Annotated in this window: 24 protein-coding genes and 3 tRNA genes; 13 read left to right on the forward strand and 14 right to left on the reverse strand. The window is 64.0% G+C overall.

The features are described from left to right. The first annotated feature begins 175 nt into the window (after positions 1-175). Both ACOQPI_RS06560 and ACOQPI_RS06565 read left to right on the forward strand, forming a co-directional pair. Positions 176-1,588 carry a SpoIID/LytB domain-containing protein gene (locus ACOQPI_RS06560; protein WP_420618880.1) on the forward strand — a complete coding sequence of 471 codons (1,413 nt, stop codon included), beginning with the start codon at positions 176-178 and terminating at the stop codon, positions 1,586-1,588. A gap of 47 nt (positions 1,589-1,635) precedes the next feature. After that, a complete protein-coding gene (locus tag ACOQPI_RS06565) occupies positions 1,636-2,796 on the forward strand; it encodes a serine hydrolase (RefSeq protein ID WP_420618881.1) in 1,161 nt (386 codons plus the stop codon). 44 nt (positions 2,797-2,840) lie between these two features. On the opposite strand, the gene ACOQPI_RS06570 is transcribed toward ACOQPI_RS06565, so the two are convergent. Both ACOQPI_RS06570 and ACOQPI_RS06575 read right to left on the reverse strand, forming a co-directional pair. Continuing rightward, entirely contained in the window at positions 2,841-3,092 is a 252-nt protein-coding gene (locus ACOQPI_RS06570; RefSeq protein WP_420618882.1) for a hypothetical protein, read from the reverse strand. Positions 3,093-4,103: 1,011 nt separating this feature from the next. Then, complete coding sequence (locus tag ACOQPI_RS06575; RefSeq protein ID WP_420618883.1) at positions 4,104-4,241, reverse strand: hypothetical protein; 138 nt, start codon at positions 4,239-4,241, stop codon at positions 4,104-4,106. Here ACOQPI_RS06575 and ACOQPI_RS06580 point away from each other — a divergent pair. Genes ACOQPI_RS06580 through ACOQPI_RS06595 form a run of 4 tightly spaced genes read left to right on the forward strand, consistent with a single transcriptional unit; the run spans position 4,215 to position 6,540 of the window. Further along, positions 4,215-4,622, forward strand: a complete 408-nt coding sequence (locus ACOQPI_RS06580; protein WP_420618884.1) for a hypothetical protein — start codon at positions 4,215-4,217, stop codon at positions 4,620-4,622. The two genes, ACOQPI_RS06575 and ACOQPI_RS06580, sit on opposite strands and share 27 nt — an antisense overlap. A gap of 10 nt (positions 4,623-4,632) precedes the next feature. Then, complete coding sequence (locus ACOQPI_RS06585; RefSeq protein WP_420618885.1) at positions 4,633-5,025, forward strand: hypothetical protein; 393 nt, start codon at positions 4,633-4,635, stop codon at positions 5,023-5,025. An 8-nt stretch (positions 5,026-5,033) separates the two neighbouring features. Continuing rightward, a complete protein-coding gene (locus ACOQPI_RS06590; protein ID WP_420618886.1) occupies positions 5,034-5,396 on the forward strand; it encodes a hypothetical protein in 363 nt (120 codons plus the stop codon). Between the two features lie 7 nt (positions 5,397-5,403). Beyond that, positions 5,404-6,540: a hypothetical protein gene (locus tag ACOQPI_RS06595; RefSeq protein WP_420618887.1), complete on the forward strand. Its 1,137-nt coding sequence runs from the start codon at positions 5,404-5,406 to the stop codon at positions 6,538-6,540. A gap of 50 nt (positions 6,541-6,590) precedes the next feature. On the opposite strand, the gene ACOQPI_RS06600 is transcribed toward ACOQPI_RS06595, so the two are convergent. The 4 genes from ACOQPI_RS06600 to ACOQPI_RS06615 all read right to left on the reverse strand — a co-directional run bounded on the left by ACOQPI_RS06600 (position 6,591) and on the right by ACOQPI_RS06615 (position 9,025). Then, entirely contained in the window at positions 6,591-7,742 is a 1,152-nt protein-coding gene (locus ACOQPI_RS06600; protein ID WP_420618888.1) for a tyrosine-type recombinase/integrase, read from the reverse strand. A 150-nt stretch (positions 7,743-7,892) separates the two neighbouring features. Continuing rightward, positions 7,893-7,966 (reverse strand) — tRNA-Lys (locus tag ACOQPI_RS06605). A gap of 4 nt (positions 7,967-7,970) precedes the next feature. Further along, positions 7,971-8,048: transfer RNA gene (locus tag ACOQPI_RS06610), tRNA-His, on the reverse strand. Between the two features lie 71 nt (positions 8,049-8,119). Next, complete coding sequence (locus ACOQPI_RS06615) at positions 8,120-9,025, reverse strand: haloalkane dehalogenase (protein WP_420620999.1); 906 nt, start codon at positions 9,023-9,025, stop codon at positions 8,120-8,122. Positions 9,026-9,183: 158 nt separating this feature from the next. On the opposite strand from ACOQPI_RS06615, the gene ACOQPI_RS06620 reads away from it, so the two are divergent. The 3 genes from ACOQPI_RS06620 (at position 9,184) to ACOQPI_RS06630 (ending at position 11,352) form a co-directional block, all read left to right on the forward strand. Continuing rightward, positions 9,184-9,258, forward strand: a tRNA-Arg gene (locus ACOQPI_RS06620). A gap of 56 nt (positions 9,259-9,314) precedes the next feature. Continuing rightward, complete coding sequence (locus ACOQPI_RS06625) at positions 9,315-10,493, forward strand: ATP-binding protein (protein ID WP_420618889.1); 1,179 nt, start codon at positions 9,315-9,317, stop codon at positions 10,491-10,493. A 25-nt stretch (positions 10,494-10,518) separates the two neighbouring features. Beyond that, positions 10,519-11,352: an MOSC domain-containing protein gene (locus ACOQPI_RS06630; RefSeq protein ID WP_420618890.1), complete on the forward strand. Its 834-nt coding sequence runs from the start codon at positions 10,519-10,521 to the stop codon at positions 11,350-11,352. A 15-nt stretch (positions 11,353-11,367) separates the two neighbouring features. On the opposite strand, the gene ACOQPI_RS06635 is transcribed toward ACOQPI_RS06630, so the two are convergent. From ACOQPI_RS06635 to ACOQPI_RS06665, 7 genes are read right to left on the reverse strand one after another with little or no spacing between them, the layout of a single operon-like run. Then, positions 11,368-12,072 (reverse strand): PIG-L deacetylase family protein, encoded by a 705-nt coding sequence (locus ACOQPI_RS06635; RefSeq protein ID WP_420618891.1) that lies wholly within the window; start codon positions 12,070-12,072, stop codon positions 11,368-11,370. Positions 12,073-12,088: 16 nt separating this feature from the next. Continuing rightward, on the reverse strand, positions 12,089-12,949 hold the full coding sequence (locus tag ACOQPI_RS06640; RefSeq protein ID WP_420618892.1) for a phytanoyl-CoA dioxygenase family protein: 861 nt from the start codon (positions 12,947-12,949) through the stop codon (positions 12,089-12,091). A 26-nt stretch (positions 12,950-12,975) separates the two neighbouring features. Next, the gene (locus ACOQPI_RS06645; protein WP_420618893.1) at positions 12,976-14,313 is read right to left on the reverse strand and encodes a hypothetical protein; all 1,338 of its coding nucleotides are present in this window, start codon (positions 14,311-14,313) and stop codon (positions 12,976-12,978) included. Beyond that, positions 14,310-14,798 (reverse strand): hypothetical protein, encoded by a 489-nt coding sequence (locus ACOQPI_RS06650; RefSeq protein WP_420618894.1) that lies wholly within the window; start codon positions 14,796-14,798, stop codon positions 14,310-14,312. Before ACOQPI_RS06650 ends, ACOQPI_RS06645 begins: the two co-directional genes overlap by 4 nt. Positions 14,799-14,825: 27 nt before the next feature. Beyond that, the gene (locus tag ACOQPI_RS06655; RefSeq protein ID WP_420618895.1) at positions 14,826-15,488 is read right to left on the reverse strand and encodes an SOS response-associated peptidase; all 663 of its coding nucleotides are present in this window, start codon (positions 15,486-15,488) and stop codon (positions 14,826-14,828) included. Positions 15,489-15,542: 54 nt separating this feature from the next. Then, a complete protein-coding gene (locus ACOQPI_RS06660) occupies positions 15,543-18,686 on the reverse strand; it encodes a DNA polymerase III subunit alpha (protein ID WP_420618896.1) in 3,144 nt (1,047 codons plus the stop codon). Between the two features lie 13 nt (positions 18,687-18,699). Beyond that, on the reverse strand, positions 18,700-20,133 hold the full coding sequence (locus ACOQPI_RS06665; protein ID WP_420618897.1) for a hypothetical protein: 1,434 nt from the start codon (positions 20,131-20,133) through the stop codon (positions 18,700-18,702). A 172-nt stretch (positions 20,134-20,305) separates the two neighbouring features. Between ACOQPI_RS06665 and ACOQPI_RS06670 the strand changes: the two genes are divergently transcribed. Both ACOQPI_RS06670 and ACOQPI_RS06675 read left to right on the forward strand, forming a co-directional pair. Then, positions 20,306-20,494, forward strand: a complete 189-nt coding sequence (locus ACOQPI_RS06670) for a hypothetical protein (protein ID WP_420618898.1) — start codon at positions 20,306-20,308, stop codon at positions 20,492-20,494. A 15-nt stretch (positions 20,495-20,509) separates the two neighbouring features. Then, a complete protein-coding gene (locus ACOQPI_RS06675; RefSeq protein WP_420618899.1) occupies positions 20,510-20,812 on the forward strand; it encodes a hypothetical protein in 303 nt (100 codons plus the stop codon). Between the two features lie 60 nt (positions 20,813-20,872). Here the strand turns inward: ACOQPI_RS06675 and ACOQPI_RS06680 are convergent, their stop codons facing one another. Next, complete coding sequence (locus tag ACOQPI_RS06680) at positions 20,873-21,109, reverse strand: hypothetical protein (RefSeq protein ID WP_420618900.1); 237 nt, start codon at positions 21,107-21,109, stop codon at positions 20,873-20,875. Positions 21,110-21,187: 78 nt separating this feature from the next. Between ACOQPI_RS06680 and ACOQPI_RS06685 the strand changes: the two genes are divergently transcribed. Both ACOQPI_RS06685 and ACOQPI_RS06690 read left to right on the forward strand, forming a co-directional pair. Beyond that, positions 21,188-21,385, forward strand: coding sequence for a DUF433 domain-containing protein (locus ACOQPI_RS06685; RefSeq protein WP_420618901.1), 198 nt, complete (start codon positions 21,188-21,190; stop codon positions 21,383-21,385). A gap of 13 nt (positions 21,386-21,398) precedes the next feature. Continuing rightward, positions 21,399-21,890, forward strand: a complete 492-nt coding sequence (locus tag ACOQPI_RS06690) for a pyridoxamine 5'-phosphate oxidase family protein (RefSeq protein WP_420618902.1) — start codon at positions 21,399-21,401, stop codon at positions 21,888-21,890. Positions 21,891-22,208 lie beyond the last annotated feature (318 nt).

Consider the following 22,208-nt stretch of genomic DNA (forward strand, 5'->3'; position numbering starts at 1 on the left):
CCAGCCCTAGACCGCGCTGGCGGTCAATGTCTGGCCTTCCAACTGTTCTACTAAGAAGAACCGCGCTGTGGCCGCTTACCGACCTGGGACTGCCCCATTGTGGAGGTAGCCAGCCAAGGCCGGGGCATCCGATTCGACTTGGCCGCGGCCCTCATGTCTTAGCAGCATACCCGCCATGCGAATCAAGGCGGCGATCATTCCTGTACTGTTGATGGTTCTAACCCTCAGCGCGTATGTCCAGGCAGAGGCAAGCCCGAGGGCCGAGTCACCTGCGCCGCGAGCCGCAGTCGAAGGCGCTGAAAGCGCTATCGCCCTGTTGCTGAGCGAGGAGATGGAACACGAGGAGCTAGTCGGGCTGCGAGTTATGGCCAGCGCTGTACGGCCTGCCTCTATCGGGGGGACTTTCTTTGACTCTCAAGAATTCCTCGATTCGCACTCGCATTTGACGCTTGAGGCGAGAAACCTGCTGGAAGCCTACAAAGATGCCGGGGGTCTGACGACTTCTGAGGTTGCTTTGATCGAGTTTGCTGCGAAAGATGGCCTCTCGGTCGAAGAGTTGAAGAGCCTGAAGATGGTGGCAGACATCGTCTGGACAGAGGGCCGTTTCAATGACACGGCCAAGTCGGTCATCCCGCTCCGATTCAATTCGATGATGGTCACCGTCACGGTGCTTGATCCGGAAAGTGCCCCAGTGGAAGGAGCGCTTGTTTCGTTCAATTCGGAACGGATAGGAGCATACGACCAATACACCGATGCCAACGGCGAGGTGACGTTCGATCTCGAATATTCAGAGTCCGATCAGCGGGTCGACGGCTCCGCGTTGCAGCCTGAGACATATTCGATCCAAATTGCCGCGGATTCATATGGCGAATACGCGCTTTTGGACTGGCCTTGGGTTCGCGACCAGTGGTACCACAAAAGAACATTGACTGCTGAACCTCAGGAAGAGCAGTATGTTTTCGGCGCAACTGCTAGAGAAGCAATCGGCGACTCACATGAAGTAGTGGGCAGTTCAACAGGCCCTGATGTCAGTATGTGCAACGGGTGGTCAAGCCAGACTGATGTGCCGGGTGCCGATTACATGATCGTCATCGGCGTAACAGCGAATCGGGACGATGTGAATTCTGGTATTGTCAGCTTGCAGTCGCGCGCCTTCCAAACCTATGTGAAGGAAGTGCTGCCCAATGAGTGGATTGCCTCGTGGCCAGCTGAGTCGCTGCGTGCTGGAGGAATGGCTGCGAAACAGTATGCCTGGTACCGAGGCTTGACAGAGGGCCACACTTGGAACGGGTCTTGCTATGACGTCAAAGACAGCATCGCCTATCAGGTATGGGTCAAGGATTCTGATATGGCTTCTACCAATGCAGCTGTAGAGTACTGGTGGCAATACGAGTGGTACAGAGACAGAGCTTGGTTCATAACCGGTTATCGCTCCGGTTCGGTAAATGAAGCTTGTGGAGCAAGGGCAAACGGTGAACTCTTATACCAATGGGGTTCAAAGGCATGTGCGGACGGCGGGTCGTTAGCTATTGACATCGCCCGGACGTATTATCAGTCGCCAGGCCAAAGGGTGGAGTGGCACAAGTGAGGGTCTAGCCGTTGAAGAGGCCCAGAAAGATACGTCGGCAATCCTCATTGCCCGAGGCTGGCAGCATCCAAGAAGAACGAGAAGTAATTTCTTCTAGTTCAACTCCATCGAAGCGCAGCTCCAACAGCATCGGCTCGGATGCCCTGTTGATGGCAACTGAAGAAGCATTGCAGGATGTGGTCGACGAGGGAATATTCGCTGTCGGAGGCCAGGCGGCGGTAGTAACTGACGGGCTTTTGGCCGTGAATGTGGCAGTGGGGGCAGCAGGTAACGGCAAGCCTCTAGTACCAGAATCTCTCCACAACGTGTTCTGCACGTTGAAGCCTGTCGCTTATCTGCTGTTGGCCCATGCATTGGAAAGATCGGGATGCGGCCCCGACGATGAGCTGGACAGCATCACTGTAGTTCCGAGGTGGTGTCCGGACGGGTTGACCCTTCGCAGCCTGGGAACCCATCAGGCGGGGCTAATAGAGCCCCGTCCCATGCCTTGGAAGTGGACACCCCCAGAAAAGCGCCAGAAACTACTGGAACAGTCCCAAACCTCCCGCGATCCTGGCTACAGCGACTTGGCAGGGGGCCTGGTCGCAGAGCATGTGATCGAACAACTATCCGGCCGCACCGCCACGGAATACTGCTCAGAAGAACTCTTGCAGCCTTTGGAACTGGAAGACGAAGTCATATTCGACGCCGAGGCGGGCTGGAAGGCCCATCACCGCATTCAAGCTCCCGTGTCAGGGCTCCCAATCGACAAGCTTCCAATGCTGTCAGAACTGCTACCTAGTCATATCGGCGAGGTCCGGTTGGCGATGGGGGCGCTCGCCACAATGCGCGGCGCTGCGGAATTCTATGCCGCGGTGGGAAATGTCATGGCCGGCAAGCCCCAGCCGGGTATGCCATCTCCACGATTGCTGCAAGACTTGCTAAACGACGACAGGCCCATTACCCACGACCCCGTTCTGGGGAGACCAGCAAAGTGGTCTGGAGGGCTGATGGTCGAACTCGGCCAGCAGGGCATCTCACAGATCGCAGGCAAAGGATCAGTCGGCCATACCGGCGCCATGGCCAACAGCGTCGCCATCTACGATCCAACCAAGTCAGCAAGCGTCGCCATCTACCTCAACGGCGTAGGATCCAGCCTCGAGGACCAAGTACTCCCGCGCCAACAAGCGTTGGACAAGATACTCAATGCCATACCCGCCAGCCCCTAACCCACATGCCCTTGCATCCCGCTGATCCTCCTGAGCGCTTCCCGTCACCACACTGGTTCACCCATGTGCCAGCCCCAAAGCAAGTCCCTGATGATCCAGCCCTTGTCGTTGAACACCGCACCCAAGATTCCGATGGCATGCAGCATATACACCAGCAGATTTTTGACCAGCACCAGTTGGTTGCCTGGGTTCCCCAACAAGTCTTCACCGATGCCGACATCATTCTGATACGCGACGCCAACGTTGATTTGGGTGATCTGCTTGGACGGCTGTCTCCTACCGAAGTCGCCGTCCACTCAACAATAGAATTCGCAACAAGGACGACTTCTATATTCGGTATAGAGCCTATCACCCGCCCTGGACTCCAACATCAAGCCTCAAGCACTATAGATGTTGGAGTGGAAGCGCTTAACACTCCATTCGGCGACGTGCGAACGGCTATACGCCTCAATCCCGATGGCACTAAAGGGACTATTCCTGCTCACCAAGCCACCCCTAAAACTTACATCTATGACGACTGGATCGATCTTGTTGAATGGACTTGCACCGACACCCGACTTGGCTATCTATATGGCGACAATCGAATCCGAACCGAAGGCCAGCTCGTCCTACTCAGCTACATCGAAGGACACATTTCCTGGCCTAAGGCGTTCCAAGACAAACTCTGGGCCGCCCAGTTCCACCAAACTCTCAGCACATATGCTAGGCACCGTAACTCGCCTCAGTACCAACAACTTATGGATTCAATCGAAGAAGCAGATGTGCAACTTATATCAAGTTGAACATTCCTACGTCGGCTGGATACTTTCCGTCGGGTCGCTGAGAGTGCTCTACCAGTGAGTACCAGGGATTCAGAAGGGAACGGCCCACTGGCGGGCACAGAAGCCAGAACGGATCTGCCAGATGCTGCCTTGAGGACTGTCAGACGCTCCCTTGTCAAGCGGTGAGCGGTTGGGGTTGTCGTCGGGCGGATTCGTCGTGCCAAATTCGGCGGATGCCCCGGTTGTCGGCAGCGGCGAGCCAGTGGGCGAAGAAGCACACCACGACCGCTTCTTTGATGAAGGTATTCGTGCGGTCTGGTTCGGGAGAGGGGTGAGCGGCACCGATGGGGGCGGGCCGATGTGCTCTCCGGTGGTGTGGGAGCTGTGGTGTTCGGGGTCGGGTAGGACCACACCAGCACGGCATTGCGGGGACGCAGATCAGGTTTGGCGACCACTTCGCCGGTGGCGGTGGCGATCCTGCGGTAGTCGAAGGTCGGGTGCGGGGGTGGTGTGCTGGTCCATGGGAAAGTCCCTTTCTGAGGGGGTCTAGAGGCTGAGGCCGCCGTACTCGTCCATGTATGGGATGACGATTTCGAGGTCGTTGATCCGGGTGGCGATGCCGCGGATGTCGTCGTATTGGTATTGGAGGGCGGTCCGATGACATCGCCGTTCGTGGTGCTGCACACCTCTGTGCTCTATTTGATCGCGTTCTTGCTGGTGCTGTGGCTGTACGTCGCCCATACCACCCGGCTGTCCGCGGACGCCGCCGCTCAGTCCGCCGCCGCCGCAGCAGCCTCCCAGGTGCCCCACGACTGGGGCTGCGACCCCCTCCACCCCGACCTCATCGGCCAAGGCCAGCTCGACGCGTACCGCGCGGTGCAAGCCCGCCTCAACCAGGGCAGCGTCAAGCCCAAATCCATCACGGTCACCGCCGATGGCTGCAACATCGCAGCCACCGTCGTCGTCGGGGCGCTGTCGTCGAAGTGGTCCGGCCTAGAGCACACCGCGGTCGCGTGCTCAGCGCCCGGACAGGACGGCCCGCTCGCCGTCGTCGGCCAATGCTGAAAGGGGACCTATGAGCGACGCGGTGGCGCTTCTGATGATCCTTCCGGGCCTTTTGATGGGGATCATCCTGGCCGACGCCGCCGGCGACCGCGGAGCGGCCAACTACCGGGCCGCGGCCTACGCCGTCGCCGCGGCCGACCACGCCGCCGACCAGATCGCCGCCGACCCCGCCAACTCCTCTTTGTGGCAACAGACCGCCCAGGCCGTCGAGGCGAACGGGCGGCTGTCAACCTGGGGAGACTGCGTGCAGAGCGACCCCCGCTACAGCGTCGGATTACACCGCCAGCCCGAACCGCCCGCCTCCACGACATCGGTGGCGGTGCTGGTCGTGTGCCCCGTCCACACCAGCGCAGTGCTGGCCGACTCCACCGTCACCGCCCTGTCGTTGCGCCGCATCCGATAGGAGCCGCCGTGTACACCGCCATCGTGTACCTGTCGCTGATCTGGGCGTGCGGCATCACCGCCACTGCCGTCAGCGACCAGGCCGAGCTCATATCGGCCCGCAACATCGCCGCCATCCGAGCCGAGCAGACCGCCGACACCTACACCGCCACGTGCGCCACCGGAACCTGCGACAACACCGTGTTCGCCGCCACCGCCGACGACACCCCCGGCACCGACATCCAAGTCTGCCTGTCCGGGCGGGCCCTTGTCATCGACGTGACCATCCCCGTCAGCCCCCGCCTGTGGATCGCCCACGACACAGCCCAAGCCCGCACCGCAGAAATACTCAACGACGGCGCCGCGGCAAACCTGCCCGCCTGCCCGGCGTGAGGCAGCGGTGACCGGCATCCAGGCCAGCCGAGCCGTCTACTTCACCCGGCGCAAGGCCACCGCCTCCGGGCGACGCGAGATCGCCAAATGGGCCCGCTCCGTCGTCTGGCTGGCCGGATTCTGCGCCTACGCCGCTTGGACCGCCCAAAACGGGCTGCTCGAAACCGACCCCGACGCCTGGACCGCCGCCTACCAACAAATCACCGACAACGACCTCAGCCAAGAAGCCGCCCGGTGCGCGGCCACAGCCGCCGCCGCCATCTGGGCGCTCATCGCCGCCCTCGCCCTCTCCTTCATCATCCGCCGCCGGCCCTGGAGGCCCCACAGCGGCGGACTGCATCTCTTCTCCCCAGTGTGGAACCTGCCCCGGCCCCGCAACCAGCCCATCGCACCCCCCTACTTCCCGCCCCTACAACCCGAAACCCCCGCCCAACCCGACCACCCGTCACAACCACATCCCGAATCCCCCGACCAACAGCCGCAACAACCCACCGAACCCGACGCCGACACCGCCCCCGCCCAACCCCCCGCGCCAGCCGACCCCGGCCTCCCACAACCGCCCGCGCCGGCCCAACCCCCCGCCGAACAGTCCAGCGGAGAAACCGCCTTACAACCCCCCGCGACCCGCGAAGAGCTGCTCGCCCGAGCCTGCGACATCAAAGCCCGCTGCGGAAGAGTGTTCAACCTCTACTCGCCCAACAAGCCCATGCGAAAAGCCCGCGAGTCGCTGCTTGCCGTCCTCGTCGCCGCCGGCGCCAACCGGGCCAAAACCGACGAAGTAGCAGGCATCCTCCGAGCCACCCCAGAAAACGTCCGCAGCCTCATGAGACGAGCCGAAAAAGACGGCTGGGTCATCCGAGAAAGCCCCGCCGACTGGGCCCTCGCCCCACCAGTCAAAACCGACATCGCCCTACTCGTAGACGCCGTAGACAACGGCGACGAACACACCGCCGAAGCCATCGCCGCCACCATCGGACCACCCCTGCCCACAGTCACCGACGAATGGCTCGACCAGCTCATCGCCGACCCCACCCCCAGAAAAGAACTACGCCTCGCCGCCGCCGAAATCCTCAACGCCGCTGCCGAACAATGGCCCCAAAACCCCGCCTGGCTCGCCGCCACCGACCGCCTCTACGACCACTAATAGCCAACATCCGATCACCGCAGCCGCCGCGGCAGGCGGGTATCCCTCGCCTATGGGAGCTCCAGGAACTGCGCCCACTGGTCCATGAGCTTGCGGCGCTTGGCGAATGCATTGCCTCGGATGTATGCCTGCTGGGTTGAGTCGCCCAGGCTGTGGGCCAAAGCGGCCTCGCATACCGCCCAGGGCGTGTCGGTTTCCTCCAGCGCCCATGTGCGGAACGACGCTCTGAAGCCATGCACGGTGGCCCGGTCGGCGAGTCCGACTCCGCGCAGGAGCTTCGTCAAGGTTGCGTCGCTGAGCGGATTGCCGGGTTTGATTGGCGACGGGAAGATGAGGTCGGAGCCGTCGTGAAGGTCTTTGGCCTTGTCCAAAACGGCCATCGCGGCTTCCGTCAGCGGAACCCGGTGCTCGTTCGCGGCTTTCATCCTCGACGCCGGTATCCGCCACTCGCAGGCACCGAAGTCGATCTCATCCCAAACGGTGAGTCGGGCCTCTCCGGAACGGGCCGCGGTCAGAACGAGGAATCTCAAGCACAGCTTTGCAGCGGCGGTCGCCTGAGTTTCGTCCACGACGGCGAGTGCTTCGCTGACTTCTGGATAGGGCAGGGACCGGAAGTTGGACTTGACCCGCGGCATTGGAGGCAGTGCGCCGTCGATTACTTCGCCGGCGACGTTGAGGGTGATGTAGCCGTGCGCTTGGCACCAGCGAAAGATGGTGCGGATGCGTTGGCGGGTCTTCCTCGCCGCCTCTGGACGGGTGGTCCAGATCGGGGTCAGTATCCCTAGCACGTCGGTTTGGGTGATGCGGTCCACCCTCATGTCGCCGATCTCGTCGAAGACGTGGTTCTCCAACGACCGCCACCACCTGATGGCGTGCTGTTCGCTCCGCCACCGTGGCCGGTTGGCCTCGTGTACCGCTTTGGCTGCGTCGCGGAAGACAGGAATCGTCGTCCGGCGCTTCTCGGCTACAGGGTCGCGTCCGTCGGCTATGGCCGCCCGGTGCTCCAACGCCTTCTTGCGGGCATCGACGAGGCTCACTTCTGGCCAACTGCCCAGACCGATCTCACGGCGGCGTCCGTCCACAGTGATCCTCAGAACCCAAGACCTCGACCCAGTATCGGTGACGCGCAGGTGAAGACCCTGACCGTCATGGTGCTTGCCCGGTCCGGCGGCTTTGACTTTGGTGGCGGTGAGTTGCGGCATCCTGCCCCCCAATCTGTCCCCCAATTTTTGGGGTAAATCACAACAAGGTATGAGAAGAGGATACCATCGCACGCTGACAAATAGTGCCGTTACGCTGGGTTTATGTAGGCAATATGGCAACTCTCAGGAACCGGTGGGAACTGCCATTTGTACCCCCCCTGGGACTTGAACCCAGAACCTGCGGATTAAGAGTCCGTTGCTCTGCCAAATTGAGCTAGAGGGGCTTGTTGGGCGGACCGAGGGGATTTGAACCCCCGACCTCCGGGACCACAACCCGGCGCTCTAACCTGACTGAGCTACGGCCCGCACGGCCCGGTCAGTCTAGGGGTCGTGGCGGGAAACCGGGAAACCGTTTGCGCTTGAGGTGAGTTCGCGCCTCAGCCCAGCCAAGCAACCATGGCCTCGGCCAGCGCGTGGCCCTGGTCTTCTTGGATGAAGTGGCTGGCAGGCCGGAACTCGGCGTGGGGCTGGCCCGCCGCGCCGGGGATCCGCTCGGTGAAGGCCGCTTGGCCCCCGCCCAGTACGGGATCGTCGGGGGCCCACAAGGTGAGCACCGGCTTGGTCCAGCGCTCCAGAACCTCCCAAGCCGCTTTATTGGCGGGCACCGCCGGGTCGTCGGGGGACACCGGCACCAGCAGCGGGAAGTGGCGGGCTCCGGCCATGTAGAGCTCTTCGGGAAACGGTGCCCGGTAGGCGTCCTGGACGGCCTCGCTCACCTCGGTGGCCGTCGCGTTGTCCACCAGCCGGCCGCAGTCGAGGAAGTCGACGTCCTGGCTGAACTGGCGCCAGAACTCAAACCCCGCCCCCGGCGACTGGCCCTCGGGCAGCCCGGTGTTGGCCAAGATCAGCCGGTCGGTCAGCCCTGGATTCTCGGCGGCCACTCGCAGTCCGATAAGCCCGCCCCAGTCCTGACCGAACAAGTGCAGCGATCCAGAACCCCGCTCCGCCGCGGTGGCGGCCAGGAACTCCCGCATCCACGCCACGTGGCCCCCGTAGGTATAGGCCGAGCGCTCCACCGGCTTGTCCGAGCGCCCGAACCCGATCAGGTCGGGCACAACCACCCGGTACCCACTCGCCACCAGTGGCGGGATCATCTTGCGGTACAGGTACCCCCAAGTCGGCTCGCCGTGCAGCAGCAAGACCGTGCCCGTCTCATCGCCCACGTCCCCCGGTTCCACCAACACATATGCCATCCGCAGCCCATCGACATCCACATAACGCGGTTCATACGGATAGTCGTCAATCCCCGAGAACCGCTCCTCCGGCGTCCGCACAAACGCCACTCCACCCGCAGTAGTCAACACCTCAACATCCGCCATCCCCCGACGCTACCGCTATCGACCAATTCACCCCCTGTTGTCGCCGCCGGCCACCGCAAACCTGGCGCGGGCTGTACTTGGCAGCGCAATACACTCGACATGACTGGCGAGCCCGCCAGCACGCCCCTGTAGCTCAGTCCGGACAGAGCAGGTGACTTCTAATCATCAGGCCGCAGGTTCGAATCCTGCCGGGGGCGCTTGGCTGATTCAAAATTGAATTTTGAATCAGCCGCACTCGTCTAAGCTTGGGGCTGTGACGGTTATTCGTGACTTGGCTCCGAGGTTGGAGAAGGCGGCGAAGACTGCTCCGGCGGTCACGCTCACCGGTCCTCGCCAAAGCGGCAAGACCACCCTTTGCCAGGCGGTGTTCCCGCAGCATCCCTATGTGAGCCTGGAAGCGCCCGATGTGCGCTCGTTCGCCACTGACGACCCCCGGGCTTTTCTGGCCCAGTTCCCTCAGGGTGCGATTATCGACGAAGTCCAACGGGCACCGGACTTGCCGTCATATCTCCAGGGTCTCATCGATGCCGATCCGACGCCGGGGCAGTGGATCCTCACCGGCTCTCAGAACTTCTCGCTGGTGGAGTCGGTCAACCAGTCTCTGGCGGGCCGCACCGAAGTCCACCACCTGCTGCCGCTGAGCCGGGGAGAGGCGATCCGCTTCCCCCGTTACCCCCAGAGTTTGGAAGGGGCGCTCTTCACTGGCGGCTATCCCCGCATCTACGACCGCGGCCTCGAGCCAGCTGACTGGATTGGCTCCTACATCGCCACCTACATCGAGCGCGATGTGCGAACGCTGCGCAATTTGGGCGACCTCTCGGCATTTGGCCGGTTTGTGCAGCTCTGCGCGGGCCGCACCGCACAGCTCGCCAATCTCTCGTCCCTGGCCGATGACTGCGGGGTGTCGCAACCCACGGCGAAGGCATGGCTCAGCATCCTGGAAGCCAGCTTCGTGGTGTTCTTGCTTCCCCCCTTCCACACCAATCTCCGCAAGCGGCTGGTGAAGATGCCCAAGCTGCACTTCTACGACACCGGGCTCGCCTGCCACCTTCTGGGCATCCGCACTCCCGAGCAGCTTGTGTCGCACCCGCTGAGGGGGCCGATCTTCGAGACGTGGGTTGTCTCTGAGATCTACAAGCAGCGCACCCACCATGGCCGCAGCGGCAGCCTGTCGTACTACCGAGACCGCAGCGGAACCGAGGTTGACCTCGTCATCGAGCACCCCGAAAGGCTGACTTTGATAGAAGCAAAATCAGCCAGCACGCCCTCTTCCAGGTTCCTCGGCACCGCCCAAAAGGTGGCCGCCTACCTCCATGGCCAGCGCACTTGCGAACTGTTCGCAGTGTACGGAGGCGACCAACACCAATCCCGCGATCAGGGAACACTGGTGCCCTGGGCGCAGCTACAAGATGAGGAATGGGAGAAGCCTTGATCCTGAATCCTGCAGGGAGCGATGTATGACGACTTATTCCATTGCTGAGTTATGGCGGTATCCCGTCAAGTCGATGGGCGGTGAGCGGGTCGAGAGCCTTGATCTGCGCGTCAGTGCCATCTTCGGGGATCGTCGGTGGGCGGTGCGCAGCACCGAGACGGGCAAGATCGCCAGTGCCAAGCGGCCGCGTCCCTACGGCCAGCTCCTCGAATGGTGTGCGAGCACCCGTGCCGATGGCCGCCTGATCGTCACTGCCCCCGATGGGCGGGAGTTCGCCGCAGGCAGCAGCGAACTTGATGTCGCGTTGACCAAGGCGCTGGGAGAACCAGTGCAAGTGGTGGAAGTCGAAGAAGGTCGCGAGGAGACTTACGGCAGCGAATGGCCGGAGATCCCGGGCACTGTCCTCTCGGACACTGAGGTCGACCTGCCCGTCGCTGCGCTCACTGAGAAGACCTCGTTTGTCGATGCGTCGGCCGTCCACATCATCGTCAACCAGTCGATGACGCACCTCGCCTCGCTGCTGGACGGCGTCAAGCTCGGTTCCCAGCGATTCCGCCCCAACATTGTGCTTGATGCCCACGACGACACCGGTTCAGGGGAGTTCGCCGACCTGGCCTGGAAAGATCTCGACGTCAAGATCGGCAAGGCTGAGCTGCGGATCGCTGACGCCACTCCCCGCTGTGTGATGACCACCTTGGCCCAGCCGGGCTACGAGCAAGCCAAGAGCGTGCTGCAAGTGCTTGCCGCCACTGCCCGCAAGGAATTCGACTACGGGGCCTTCGCCTGCTTCGGCACCAACGCCGAGGTCACCGCGGCGGGCACAATCCATGTCGGCGACACTCTGACCCTGCCTGGCTGACGATCAGCGCAGCAATCACATTGGGATTAGCTCAAAGGCGACTCCGAAATCCACGCCCAGCGTCTCACCGACCTGTTGACAGCTGGTGCGCAGAAATGAGTCGGGATCAAAGGTCGGGTCACCGAGACTCTCGATGTAGGTGCGGTGACAGTACAAGGAGGCCACACCTTCCTCGATGTGATCGGTCACGTCCACGCCGTGAGTGGACATTTGCGAGGATGCGAATGCGATCCAGTTCACTCCGCTCCAGGGTTCGCCGACATCGGTGAATAGCCAACGGTTGGCCGCGTCCCGAACGGCATCGGGTAGAGCTCTGCCTAGTTCTCGATGATCGACATGGTTCCAGGGTCCCGAGTCTCCCCACCGATCGCGGAAGTTCGATCCGATGATGACTTCGGGCTGGTGGCGGCGGATGGCTGCGGCCAGGTCGCGTCGCAGGTCGATCCCGTTGACCACCAGGCCGTCGGGGTGATCAAGGAACTCGACCACCGAAACACCTACGGCGGCCGCGGCAGCTATCTGCTCCGCCGAGCGCAGCGGACCGGCCTGCTCGGGAGCCATGGAGTCGATGCCGGCCTCGCCCCTTGTGGCCAATAGGTAGCGGATGTCCTTGCCCATGGCGGTCCAGCGGGCCACGGCCGCCGACGCTCCGTATTCGAGGTCGTCGGGGTGGGCCACCACCGCTAGAGCTCGGCTCCAATCCTCTGGCAGCCGGTCCAATACGAGCCTTGCTAGGTCAGAGTTCGCCGGAGGCGAGCATGTCGGCGGGGATCTTCATGTCGAGGGCGCCGAGGTAGCCGCCGCCGTCGTTGATGGCGTCATGAACGTCGTAGCCCAGCAACTCCTGGGCCCGGCGGGGGAGTGTGCGGGCGATGTCGGGCGGGGTGGCCAGGCAGTTGTTCTCCTCGGAGCGCAGCCAGCCCAGCATGTAGCTCAAATGGAAGGCGGGCCGGTGCTGGTCTTCGGTGCTATTGGTGCCCGCGCCGTGGATGGTGGACCCCAGGTAGATCACCCGCGAGCCGGCGGGCATCTCGGCATCGGCGAACTCGTGGGGCTCGGGCTGGCGGTCGAGCTCCCAGCGGTGGCTGCCGGGCACCACCCGGGTGGCACCAAGCTCGCGGGTGAAGTCGCACAGCGCAGTCACCGACGACAGCTCCATCTCGGGGCTGGGTTGGGGCATGTGAGGCCACACGTCCTCGTCACGGTGGGGGAACTGGGCTTGGGCTCCTGGCCCCACTACCAGCATGTGGGCCACGTTCACCTGGAAGTCGGCGCAGTTGGGGCCCAGCACGGCATCAGCGATGTCGAGCATCAGCGGGTGCAGCAGTACCTCGGCCACGAAGGTGGGCGATTTGGAGGCCAGCCCGGTTACGTGGCGGATGTGCTCGCCGAAAAAGGCAGCGATCATGGGGTTGATGAAGGTCCGGTTGGAGTCGGGCTTCTCCGCGTAGGGCATCAGCTCGGTGAGGATCTGGTTGATCACATCGTCGCTGAAGCAGTCCTCCACGATCACCGCCCCGTCGGCGTCAAGCACCTCCAGCACGTGCTCGAGCGGCTCGTCGTTCTTGAGGTGGGTCAACTCGGCTTGGGATGCCATGCCCCACTGTATTCCGAGTTGTTCAGCTAGGCCTTTTGGAGGAGCCAGAGGCCGACCACGCTGTAGAACACCATGACGAGGAGCATGGGGCGCTGGGCCCAGGTGGCCTCGCTGGCATCGCTGGTCTCCACGGCCCGGTCGTGGGCCACCAGCACTGCGGCGATGTGGCCGAGCACGATGGCCAGGAACTGCACCCAGGCGATGGCGTCGGTGGACACCAGGAAGAAGTTCACCGCCCAGTCGGCGGTTCCGAACCAGTTGGAACCCCGGTCGAATGGGTTGGACAGCAGGCGCAGGAAATTCTGCCCGCCGTCGAGCACCAGCAGCGAGAAGTAGTGGGCCACCGTGTAACCCAAAACGATGGGCACCAGGGAGTGGGCGAAGCGCCGGGCCACCTCGGTGGCGCTCTGCTCGGTGAACCAGCCCACGGCCAGCGATCCCAAGTAGTAGAGGAAGGCCATGATGGCGATGACGACGATCATCCCCGCGGTGTTGATACCCGTATAGGTCCAGCCCCGGTGGGTGCCCACCAAATCGGGCCACAGGGTGCTGCCGGCCAGCGAGTCGAACGTGGTGCCGCCCAGCACCATCAACAGCACGGCCAATATGTCGATGCGGGGGGTCACGGTGGTCAGTCCCGACAGCGGTGCCCGCAGCCGTACCGCGCCCGTGTCGTCTCGGTACAGCGGCGACATCTTGGCCAGCAGTGAAAACAGCACGCCGAAACCGTCGGCTTGGCGGACCCAGCGTCGCCCGTACACCGCCGATCCGCCCACCATGCCCAGCGTGTAGGCGATCATGGCCCCGCCCACCGCCTCGTTGGTAGTGCCCTCGTGGTAGCAGAGCTCGAACAGCAGGAACCAGAACAGCGCCACCACCGCAGGCCAGTAGCCGCCGGGGATCTCGCCGGTGTCGTCAATCGTGGGCAGCCCCAGCTTTTTTGCGGTCCACTCAATGGCTGCGGCGATGGTCTCGAAGGGGTTGAGCACCCGCCACACATCGCCGAACACCGCGGCCACTATCGCCATCCCCACCCACAGCGCCACGTACACCGTGAGCGGTCCGAAGCGCTGGCTTCCCACCGCGGCGCCGCTCACGCTGCTGGCCAGGGCCAGCACGAACAACGCCAGCGATGCCAGCCGAGCCGGCACCGCCACCGCATCCAGCACTCGCCCGAAGGCCGTCCCGAAGCTCCGGCCTGAGGCGGCCGCGGGCAGCCAGGGCCGATGCCAGAAGAAGCTCAAGCTGACAAAAGTGGCCATCAGGGCGACGGCGGCCCCTATGCCAAAGAGATAGAACGGCAGGGGCAGGTCGCCCCGGGCCCCCACACCGTGGGCCAATAGGGAGTGCAGCTCAGCGGTCACCGCACCTCGAGCTCCATCACCAGATCACCGCGTTGGTGGGTCTCCGCTTCGAAGATGCCGGGGATGTCGGCCTCGAAAGTGATGGTGCCGGGCTGGCCGGGAGAGAAACCCACCACCAGGTCGTAGCCGTGGATGTGCAGCTCATCGGTGGTATCGCCGCTCACGATGATGGTGACAATGTCTCGGGCATCGATCTGGAATCGCTGAACCCCGTCCACCGGCTTGCCACCCGCCACCTCCACCTCAATGGTCGTGTCGGGCACAGCATCGACCAGCGTGGCGTGGTCGTGGCTGTCGTCGTGGCTGTGGTCGTGGTCGTGTCCGTCTTGTTCCTGTCCGTCCTGGGTTTCGTCCACCGCAGTCGGCGGGGGCGCAGTCGGCGGGGGCGCGGCGGCATCGTCGTCGTTGCCGCACGCGGCAATGGTGAGAGCGATCAACGCGGCCACGCCGAACAAGCAGGCCGCTCCGATTCGGGCAATTCTCATTTGGGGCACCTTGCGCTCGCTGTCTGTCTATATGGGTGTAGCGACCTCGGGGCGGTCGTTTGAAGCGGAGTTGACCAGGGCAGACACCTCGTAGGCCTCCAGGGCGTCTTCGGGGTAGGGCTCGAGGAATTGCGTCAGTGTTTGGGAGTCGTCGAGGGCGGTGTCCAACCAGAGGTCCTCCACTTCCTCCGACAAGATTACCGGCATTCTGTGGTGAATCGGCTTGAGCAGGTTGTTGGCCGCGGTGGTGATGATGGCGCACGACGAGATTGAGCTTCCTTCCGCGTCGGTCCACTTTGACCAGAGCCCGGCGAAGGCGAATGGCTCACCCGAGCGCATGGTGACCCTCATCGGGCGCTTGACGTCGCCCGCCCTCTGCCACTCGTAGAAGCCGTCGGCCAGGATCAGGCATCGCCGACGCTTCAGCGAGTCGCGAAACGACGGCTTCTCGGCCACCGTCTCCGCTCTGGCATTGATCAGAGGGCGGCTGGAAGGGCCGTCCTTGGACCACGATGGGATCAGACCCCAGCGCAGGAAACCGGCTCGACGGGTGTCGCCGCCGACCACGGCCAGCACCTGCTGGGTGGGAGAGACGTTGTATCTGGGCACGAAGCCCTCGGGCTCACTGTCGAATTCGAACCGCTGGGCTAGCTCGCTCAGGCTGGAGGTCAGGCTGTACCGGCCACACATCTCCGCCCATTATGCGGCTGACGGGGGCATCCCACCAACATCCCGAGCGTTGTGTCAGTGCCAGTCGTGCGACGGCGGCATTGCCACACCCGAGTCGATGGCGCGCACGTCGGTGGCGATCACGTTTACGGTCCCGTCCCAGGTGGAAATCCGACCGGTGACCACGATCACCTGGCTGCCCAACTCCCGGTGGCGGCGGGCGAACAGGTCGGAGTAGATGATCACCTGGGTGTCGCCGGTCTCGTCCTCGATGGTCACGAACACGGTGCCGTCGCGCCCACGGGGGTGCTGCCTGGCTACCGGCCAGCCCGCCACCGTGACTTCTTCGTCTTCTTTGCGAGCCTCGACTTCGACGGTGGGGAGCAGGCCGGCGCCGAGGCCCTCCCGGAGGAACTCCATGAGGTGGCCTCGGGGGTAGATGCCCATGGTTCGGTACTCGCCCATCATCTTCTCCCGCTCGGTGAAGTCGGTGAGCTGGGGCACGCGATCGTCTGTCGACAGAGAAAGGGCGGTTTGGCCACCTCCCGAGGGCCGGTTTTGCAGTCCCGACTCCCACAGGGCCTCTCTCCGGTTCGAGGCGATGGCGTCGAACGCCCCGGCCAGCACCAGCGAGAGGACGGCCTGGTCCTTCAGCCCGGTCCGACGCACCAGATCCCCGGCGGAGGTATAAGAGCCTTGGCGCTGCCTCTCGGCCACGATGAGCTTGGCCGACTCCGCCCCCACGTCCTTGATGAGTTCAAGCCCCAGCCGTACCGAGCCGCCTTCAGGGGAGCACACCGCTCGGCTCCGGTTGACGCAAGGGTTCAGAAACCGAATCCCGAAGCGCCGGGCGTCCTGCTTCAGCGTCTCCATCGGATAGAAGCCCATCGGCTGGTTGTTCATCAGCGCGGTGAAGAACTCCACCGGGTGGTAGCGCTTGAGCCACGCTGCCTGATAAGCGCTCACTGCGAAGGCATGGGAGTGCGACTCCGGGAACATGTAGTGGCCGTTGATCTTTGAGAAAATCCTCTTGGCGGCTTCCTCGGGCACGCCGTTGAGCCAGGCACCCTCGGCAAAGCGCTTCCAGTGCATGGCGATCAGGTGCTCGTTGTTGGGCCGGGCGAAGGCGCGGCGCACCTCGTCGGCCTCGGCCGCGGTCATGCCGGCCACGTCCTCGATGAGCTGCACCACCTGCTCTTGCCAAACGATGATGCCGTACCCCCGCTCCAGGGCGCGCTTCTCCAGCGGATGGTCATAGTCCCAGTCAGCGTCGTGGCGGTAACGCTCCACGAACTGCGACACCGCGCTGCCCTGCACGCCCACGCCGGGGCGGATGAGGGCCACCTGGTAGGCGAGGTCGAGGAGGTTGCGCGACTTCAGCCGCTGGGCCATCTTCAGCTGCGCAGGGGACTGGAGCAAGAACACCCCCTTGCACTGGCCGGCGTTGATCATGTCGTACACGGCGGGATCCTCCGGGCTGATCCGGCCCAGGTCGGGCCGGGAGCCCTCCCGCTCCTCGATGAGATCGAGGGCCTCGTCGATCTGGTCGAGCACCGGCAGCGACAAGATGTCGATCTTGGCGAAGTTGGCGTCGGCCACGCTGTCTTTGTCCCAGTCCATGATGTAGCGGCCGTCGGTGGCCCCGGCCCGGATCGGCACCATCTCCGGGATGGGCGAGCTGCTCAGCACCATCCCGCCCACGTGCTGGCTCAGCCCCCGGGGAGCGCCCATGAGCTGGGGGGCGAGATCGAGCAGGTCCCGCCACCCGGGGGCGTCCACTTTGTCTTTGAACTCCGCCATCTCGGCCATCTCGCTGCGCAGGTCGGCGGCGTGGTGGGAGTGCAGCCGCTTCGACAGCAGCCTGAGGCGCTCTGGGGGCAGTCCCAGGGCCTTTCCCAGGTCTTGGATGATGCCCTTGACCTTGTAGGTGGTGATTGCCCCGGCCAACACGGCGTGCTCGGGTCCGAAGTGGCGGTGGACCCGCTCGATCAGCTCGTCTCGCAGCCCCCGGGGGAAGTCGAGGTCGATGTCGGGCAGCGAGGTCATGTCCTCGGAGATGAAGCGCTCCAGGGTGAGGTCCCACTTCAGGGGGTCCACATGGCTGATGCCGATGAGGTAGCCCACTAGCAGGGCCACCGACGAGCCCCGCCCCCGCCCCGGCGGCCTCTCCTCCAGCGGCGTGTCGGGGCTGACCTCGCCCCGCTCCACCAGTATCTGCTGGGCCAAAAGGGCGATCTGGCGGTAGAGCAGCAGAAATCCGGCCAGGTTGAGCCGCTCGATCAGGGCGAACTCCTCGGCCAGGCGACACTCCACCTCTGCGGTCACGCCCCCGTACCGCCGAACGGCCCCCTCCCGGCAGAGCTGTTCCAGGTAGCTCAGAGGTGTGCGGCCCAGGGGCACCGCCGCGTCGGGCAGGGCATAGCCCAGGTCGGTGCTGAGGTCGAAGCCGCACTGCTCGGCGACGCGCAGGGTGTTGGACACCGCCTGCGGGCACTCGGCGAAGAGGCGCTCCATCTCCGCGGGCGGCTTCAGGTGCAGATGGTGGTTGGGCCGCAGATGAGGCAGGGCCTGGTCGATGGTGGTGTTGAGCCGGGCGGCCACCAGCGCCTGCTGGAGCCGGGCGCGCTCTGGGGCGTGGTAGTGGACGTCGTTGGTGGCGACGACCTGGGCGCTGGCTTCGGCGGCGATCCCGGCCAGCTTGCGGTTGCGGCCGGTGTCGCCGGCCAGAAAGTTCTGCTGGAGCTCTATGTACACCGAGTTTGGCCCGTACCAGTCGAAGTACTGCCGCAACAGGCCGTGGGCCTCGCCGAAGCGGTCGTCGGCCGCCAGCCGGGACAAAGGACCGTCGCGCCCGCCGGTCAAAAGAACCACGCCCTCGCAGTGGTGAGGCAGGCAGGAGGGGTCGAGCTTGGGGTCTTGGCGGTCGGCGGCGTTGGCCAGGGTGAACAGGCGCGAGATGTTGGCGTATCCCGCCCGGGTCTTGGCCAAAAGGGCGAGCTTCGAGCCGTCGGTGAGCGTCAGCTCTGCGCCGGTGATGGGCTGGGTGCCCAGGCTCTTTGCCAGCCGGGCGAACTCCAGCGCGCCGCACAGGTTGGTGTCGGTCAGGGCCAGGGCCGGGTAGCCATACTGCGTGGCCTGCGCCAGCAGCTCGTGGGCGTGCGACGCCCCCTCCCCGTACGAGAAGAAGCTCTTAGTGCGAAGCTCCACCCAGTTCGACATCGACAGCTCGTGATCAGGCGCTTTGCCGGTACCAGCGGTGGTCGGTGCGGTCCCGGAACAGGGTGATCAGCCGACCGTCGCCGGGGTCCACCCGGTAGTAGGAGCGGGCCACCGGCTTGGGGAGCCACCACAGGTCGAATGTCCACCGATCGTCGATGCGGGCCACTTTCTTCCAGCGCCGGCCCGCCCGCAGCGACCGCGGCTCGCCGTTCGAGTTCTCGCGCACGTCCACCGGCCTCGGCGTCAAAAGCGGCCGGATGGTGTCCTGGGCCGACGGGTCGAGGGGCATCTGGAGGAACCGCATCTCCGGCACCGGATGCCACGGCGCCACGCCGGCGATCCGGTACAGGGCGTGGTCGCCCCTCATCAGCGGCCGCAGCCTGCGGTCGGCCTCCACCAGCCGCCCGAGGCGGTCGCGTCGCGCGTCCTTCAGCAGTGTCAGCTGGGCGACCGACTCGCCGGTGAAGTCCGACAGGGTGAGGGTCACCTCTTCGACGGGGCGGCGGGGCGGGTCGGCCTCCAGCCGGTGCCGGATGAGTTCCGAGGCTCTCTCCCATGCCCCAACGGGCTGCTTGAACCGCACACTGTGCTCCCACGCCGGCCAGCCCGACGCCTCGCACAACAGGTGCGCCGACCCGGCGAGGCGGTCCTTTGCCTCTGGCCGGGCGAAGGCCCGCAGCAAAACGGTGTCCACTGCCATCAACAGGGCCTCAAGAGAAGGGTGTAGCGCCATCGAGATGTGCTCAACCACCGGCTCCTCGCACGGCATCGGCACCACGGGGCTGTCGTCGATGCCGTTGCACAGCGACCACGCCCGCAACCCCTCGAGGCCGAACCGGTCGGAGAGGAGATGCCCGCTCACTGAGGCGACGGCCCCCATGGTGTGCAGGCCGAAGCGATGCAGGTCACCTTTTATGGCGGCTGAGACGGGGAGCAGGTCGATGCTGTGGGGGGCGAGGAAGGCGCTCACGTCGTCGCCCGCCCCGCAAGCCCCCGGTCCCCGGCGGGTCCGGGCGGCCACGAAGGCGGGGAACTTGGTGTCGGCCACCCCGACGCGGGGGCCCAGGAAGGCGGGAAGCGCCCCCATGAGCGCGGAAACCGCGCCCGCTTCGCCGCCGTAGAGCCCCTCCAGCCCGTCGAGGCGGACGTAGGCCGTGCCCAGATCAGCCGCCTCCACCCGGTCGCTCACTTGTTGCAGGTCGGCCACCATGCGGCGGAAAGCCCGCCGATAGCAGGGCTCGTCGGCGTCCAGCACCACGGCGCCAGCGTGGTGCGACATCGCCTCCTCCAGGGTCATGCCCTCCTTGACCCCTGCGGCGGCAGGGAAGTAGTCGACCACCAGAGTCCTCGCCGCCGACGGATCGCCGTCAACGATCAAAACCGGGCTGTCCTCCAGGCGGCGATGCCGGCTCATCTCCACCTTCGCCCGCAAATGCGTGGCCAGCACACACCCAACCCTCATCAGGCACCCGTGCGAAGACCGCTGCAACTACACAGCACCACCTTATTGACGGGTGTGACACATTCGACCCGAACCACCGTTCAGATAGTGGGTGCGAAAGTCCTCGTGCTGGGGATAGCCTGAGAGCTAGTTCGCACTACCGAGAGGGGCTATGCCCATGACCGCTGTGCCGGTGATCGGCACCGACTCCGACGAAACCGAGCAGTCTGTGACGCTCGCGGAGCTTGACGCCAGCGTCGAGAGCGGCCCCGAAGTGCCCAAGGACGAGATTGCCGTGCGCTACGACAGTGACGAAGCGCTTCTAGCGGCAATTCGGCAACGCCGTAACGGCCGCGCCACCGACTAGCTCGCGCCCTAGACCGTGCCGACTCATGACGAGACCCGCGCGTTCATTCGCGACTATGAGAGCTTGACGCACCGGCAGCAGGACAGTTTCGACCGTAAGCGTGAAGAGTTCGTCGAAGATCTGCTGGCCATGGAAAAAGACCCGCGTGAGAGGTTTCGGGCTTCTCTTCGCATCAAGAAAGTGCAAGGACAGCCAGGGCTATTCGAGATGACTTGGGCTCCAGACGGTCGGGCGACGTTCTCAATGGGCCGCCCAGTGGTCGAAGGCAAACGCCACATCGTGTGGCACCGAGTCGGAGATCACAGCATCCTGCCCTAACGGGCTGCAAAGTGGAGTTTGGAATCGCTGCAAAGTGGAGTCTGAAACCGCGATTTGGCGTCAGTCTGGGTTTGCGAAGTTGACGACTAGGGGGCCTACTTCAGCTTTGTCGGCGTCAAACCACAAGGCGATGGCGTCGCGGGCGGCTGTCTTGATCTTGGAGCGGCGTCTGGCCTGTGAGTGGCAGCCGGGCAGATTGTCGGCCTTGATCGCCCACCATCTGCCGCTGCGTACGACGGTGAGATGGTGGGTGTCGCCCACCAAGGGCAGGGCGTCAGTGCCGTGTGCTATCGACATGGCGATTCCTCCTTGGCGTCCTTTATCTGCCCGCTTGAACTCAGAGTATGTCGCTTCGTTGCATCTGGTGTGCTGAATATGCTCCTTCCTGTGGAGCTCACCACGATGATTGAGACGCGGGCTGGTGTTCGCAGTGACAAGCCTTGCTTCATTGGCACTCGGATAGCGGTCCACGACGTGCTGGAATACCTCGCAGCGGGTATGACGCCATCGGAGATAGTTGATGACTTCCCCGAGTTGAGCGAGCAGCATGTCCTCGCTGCTGCTGCCGGTTGAGCTTCCTGCGCCAGTGAGCAATTCGACAACGGTCTCTTGGGGACAGTTTGAGGAGCAGGCTCCTGAGCTAGCCGAGCGGATTCGATTGCGGTTTGAGAGCCATTTGCATGTGGTGATGGCGACGCTGCGTCGGGATGGGTCACCCCGGCTGTCGGGGATGGAGGCGCCGATTCGCGATGGACACCTGTGGCTGGGGATGATGCCGGACTCGCTCAAAGTGGCCGATCTGCAACGCGACCCGAGATTCGCCCTCTATAGCTCACCGGACACCGAAGAACTGCTGTTTGGCGATGCCCGCATCGACGGCCGAGCGGTGCCTGCCACTACCGCTGAGGTGGATCTGTTTGCGGTCGGCCATCGCACGCACATCGATGATCCCCACAATGCGATGGTCCTGTTCACCGCCCGCATCTCCCGGACTACCCTCACCCGTGTCGACGGCCAAGAACTGCTGTTCGAGTCCTGGACCCCAATCGACGGTCTCCAGGAGATTCGCCGAAACTGAGATGGCCTACACCTCAGTCGATTGGACTGCGGGCTGGAGCCAACCATGGTGACGGTGCTGGAGACGGTCGAAGAACTCCCCTGCGACATTGTACAACCGCGATCCCCTCTTGGAAGTTACCGCAGGGTTCTAAGGCAGACGGAGTTCGTTGGCAGTCAGGGTCTTGGGGGGGTCCGGCACCGTTTAGCGGTGCTTCGCCACGCCGAGGAGGTGACCGGTATTGGCTGCTCATACAAGAGCGGAGCGACCTACCCGAGGTAACAGCCTCCGTGGGCAGAACAACTAGGAGGGCAGGCAACTGGACTACCCTGTCCTGCG

The organism is Candidatus Poriferisocius sp. (assembly GCF_965219815.1).
Classification (GTDB): Bacteria; Actinomycetota; Acidimicrobiia; order Acidimicrobiales; family Bin134; genus Poriferisocius.

Excerpts from the sequence above, each read along its gene's own strand:
- ACOQPI_RS06560 (WP_420618880.1), top strand. The coding sequence starts at position 176 with ATGCGAATCAAGGCGGCGATCATTCCTGTACTGTTGATGGTTCTAACC.
- ACOQPI_RS06580 (WP_420618884.1), top strand. The coding sequence starts at position 4,215 with ATGACATCGCCGTTCGTGGTGCTGCACACCTCTGTGCTCTATTTGATC.
- ACOQPI_RS06585 (WP_420618885.1), top strand. The coding sequence starts at position 4,633 with ATGAGCGACGCGGTGGCGCTTCTGATGATCCTTCCGGGCCTTTTGATG.
- ACOQPI_RS06600 (WP_420618888.1), bottom strand. The coding sequence starts at position 7,742 with ATGCCGCAACTCACCGCCACCAAAGTCAAAGCCGCCGGACCGGGCAAG.
- ACOQPI_RS06630 (WP_420618890.1), top strand. The coding sequence starts at position 10,519 with ATGACGACTTATTCCATTGCTGAGTTATGGCGGTATCCCGTCAAGTCG.
- ACOQPI_RS06640 (WP_420618892.1), bottom strand. The coding sequence starts at position 12,949 with ATGGCATCCCAAGCCGAGTTGACCCACCTCAAGAACGACGAGCCGCTC.
- ACOQPI_RS06650 (WP_420618894.1), bottom strand. The coding sequence starts at position 14,798 with ATGAGAATTGCCCGAATCGGAGCGGCCTGCTTGTTCGGCGTGGCCGCG.
- ACOQPI_RS06655 (WP_420618895.1), bottom strand. The coding sequence starts at position 15,488 with ATGTGTGGCCGGTACAGCCTGACCTCCAGCCTGAGCGAGCTAGCCCAG.
- ACOQPI_RS06660 (WP_420618896.1), bottom strand. The coding sequence starts at position 18,686 with ATGTCGAACTGGGTGGAGCTTCGCACTAAGAGCTTCTTCTCGTACGGG.
- ACOQPI_RS06670 (WP_420618898.1), top strand. The coding sequence starts at position 20,306 with ATGACCGCTGTGCCGGTGATCGGCACCGACTCCGACGAAACCGAGCAG.
- ACOQPI_RS06680 (WP_420618900.1), bottom strand. The coding sequence starts at position 21,109 with ATGTCGATAGCACACGGCACTGACGCCCTGCCCTTGGTGGGCGACACC.
- ACOQPI_RS06685 (WP_420618901.1), top strand. The coding sequence starts at position 21,188 with ATGCTCCTTCCTGTGGAGCTCACCACGATGATTGAGACGCGGGCTGGT.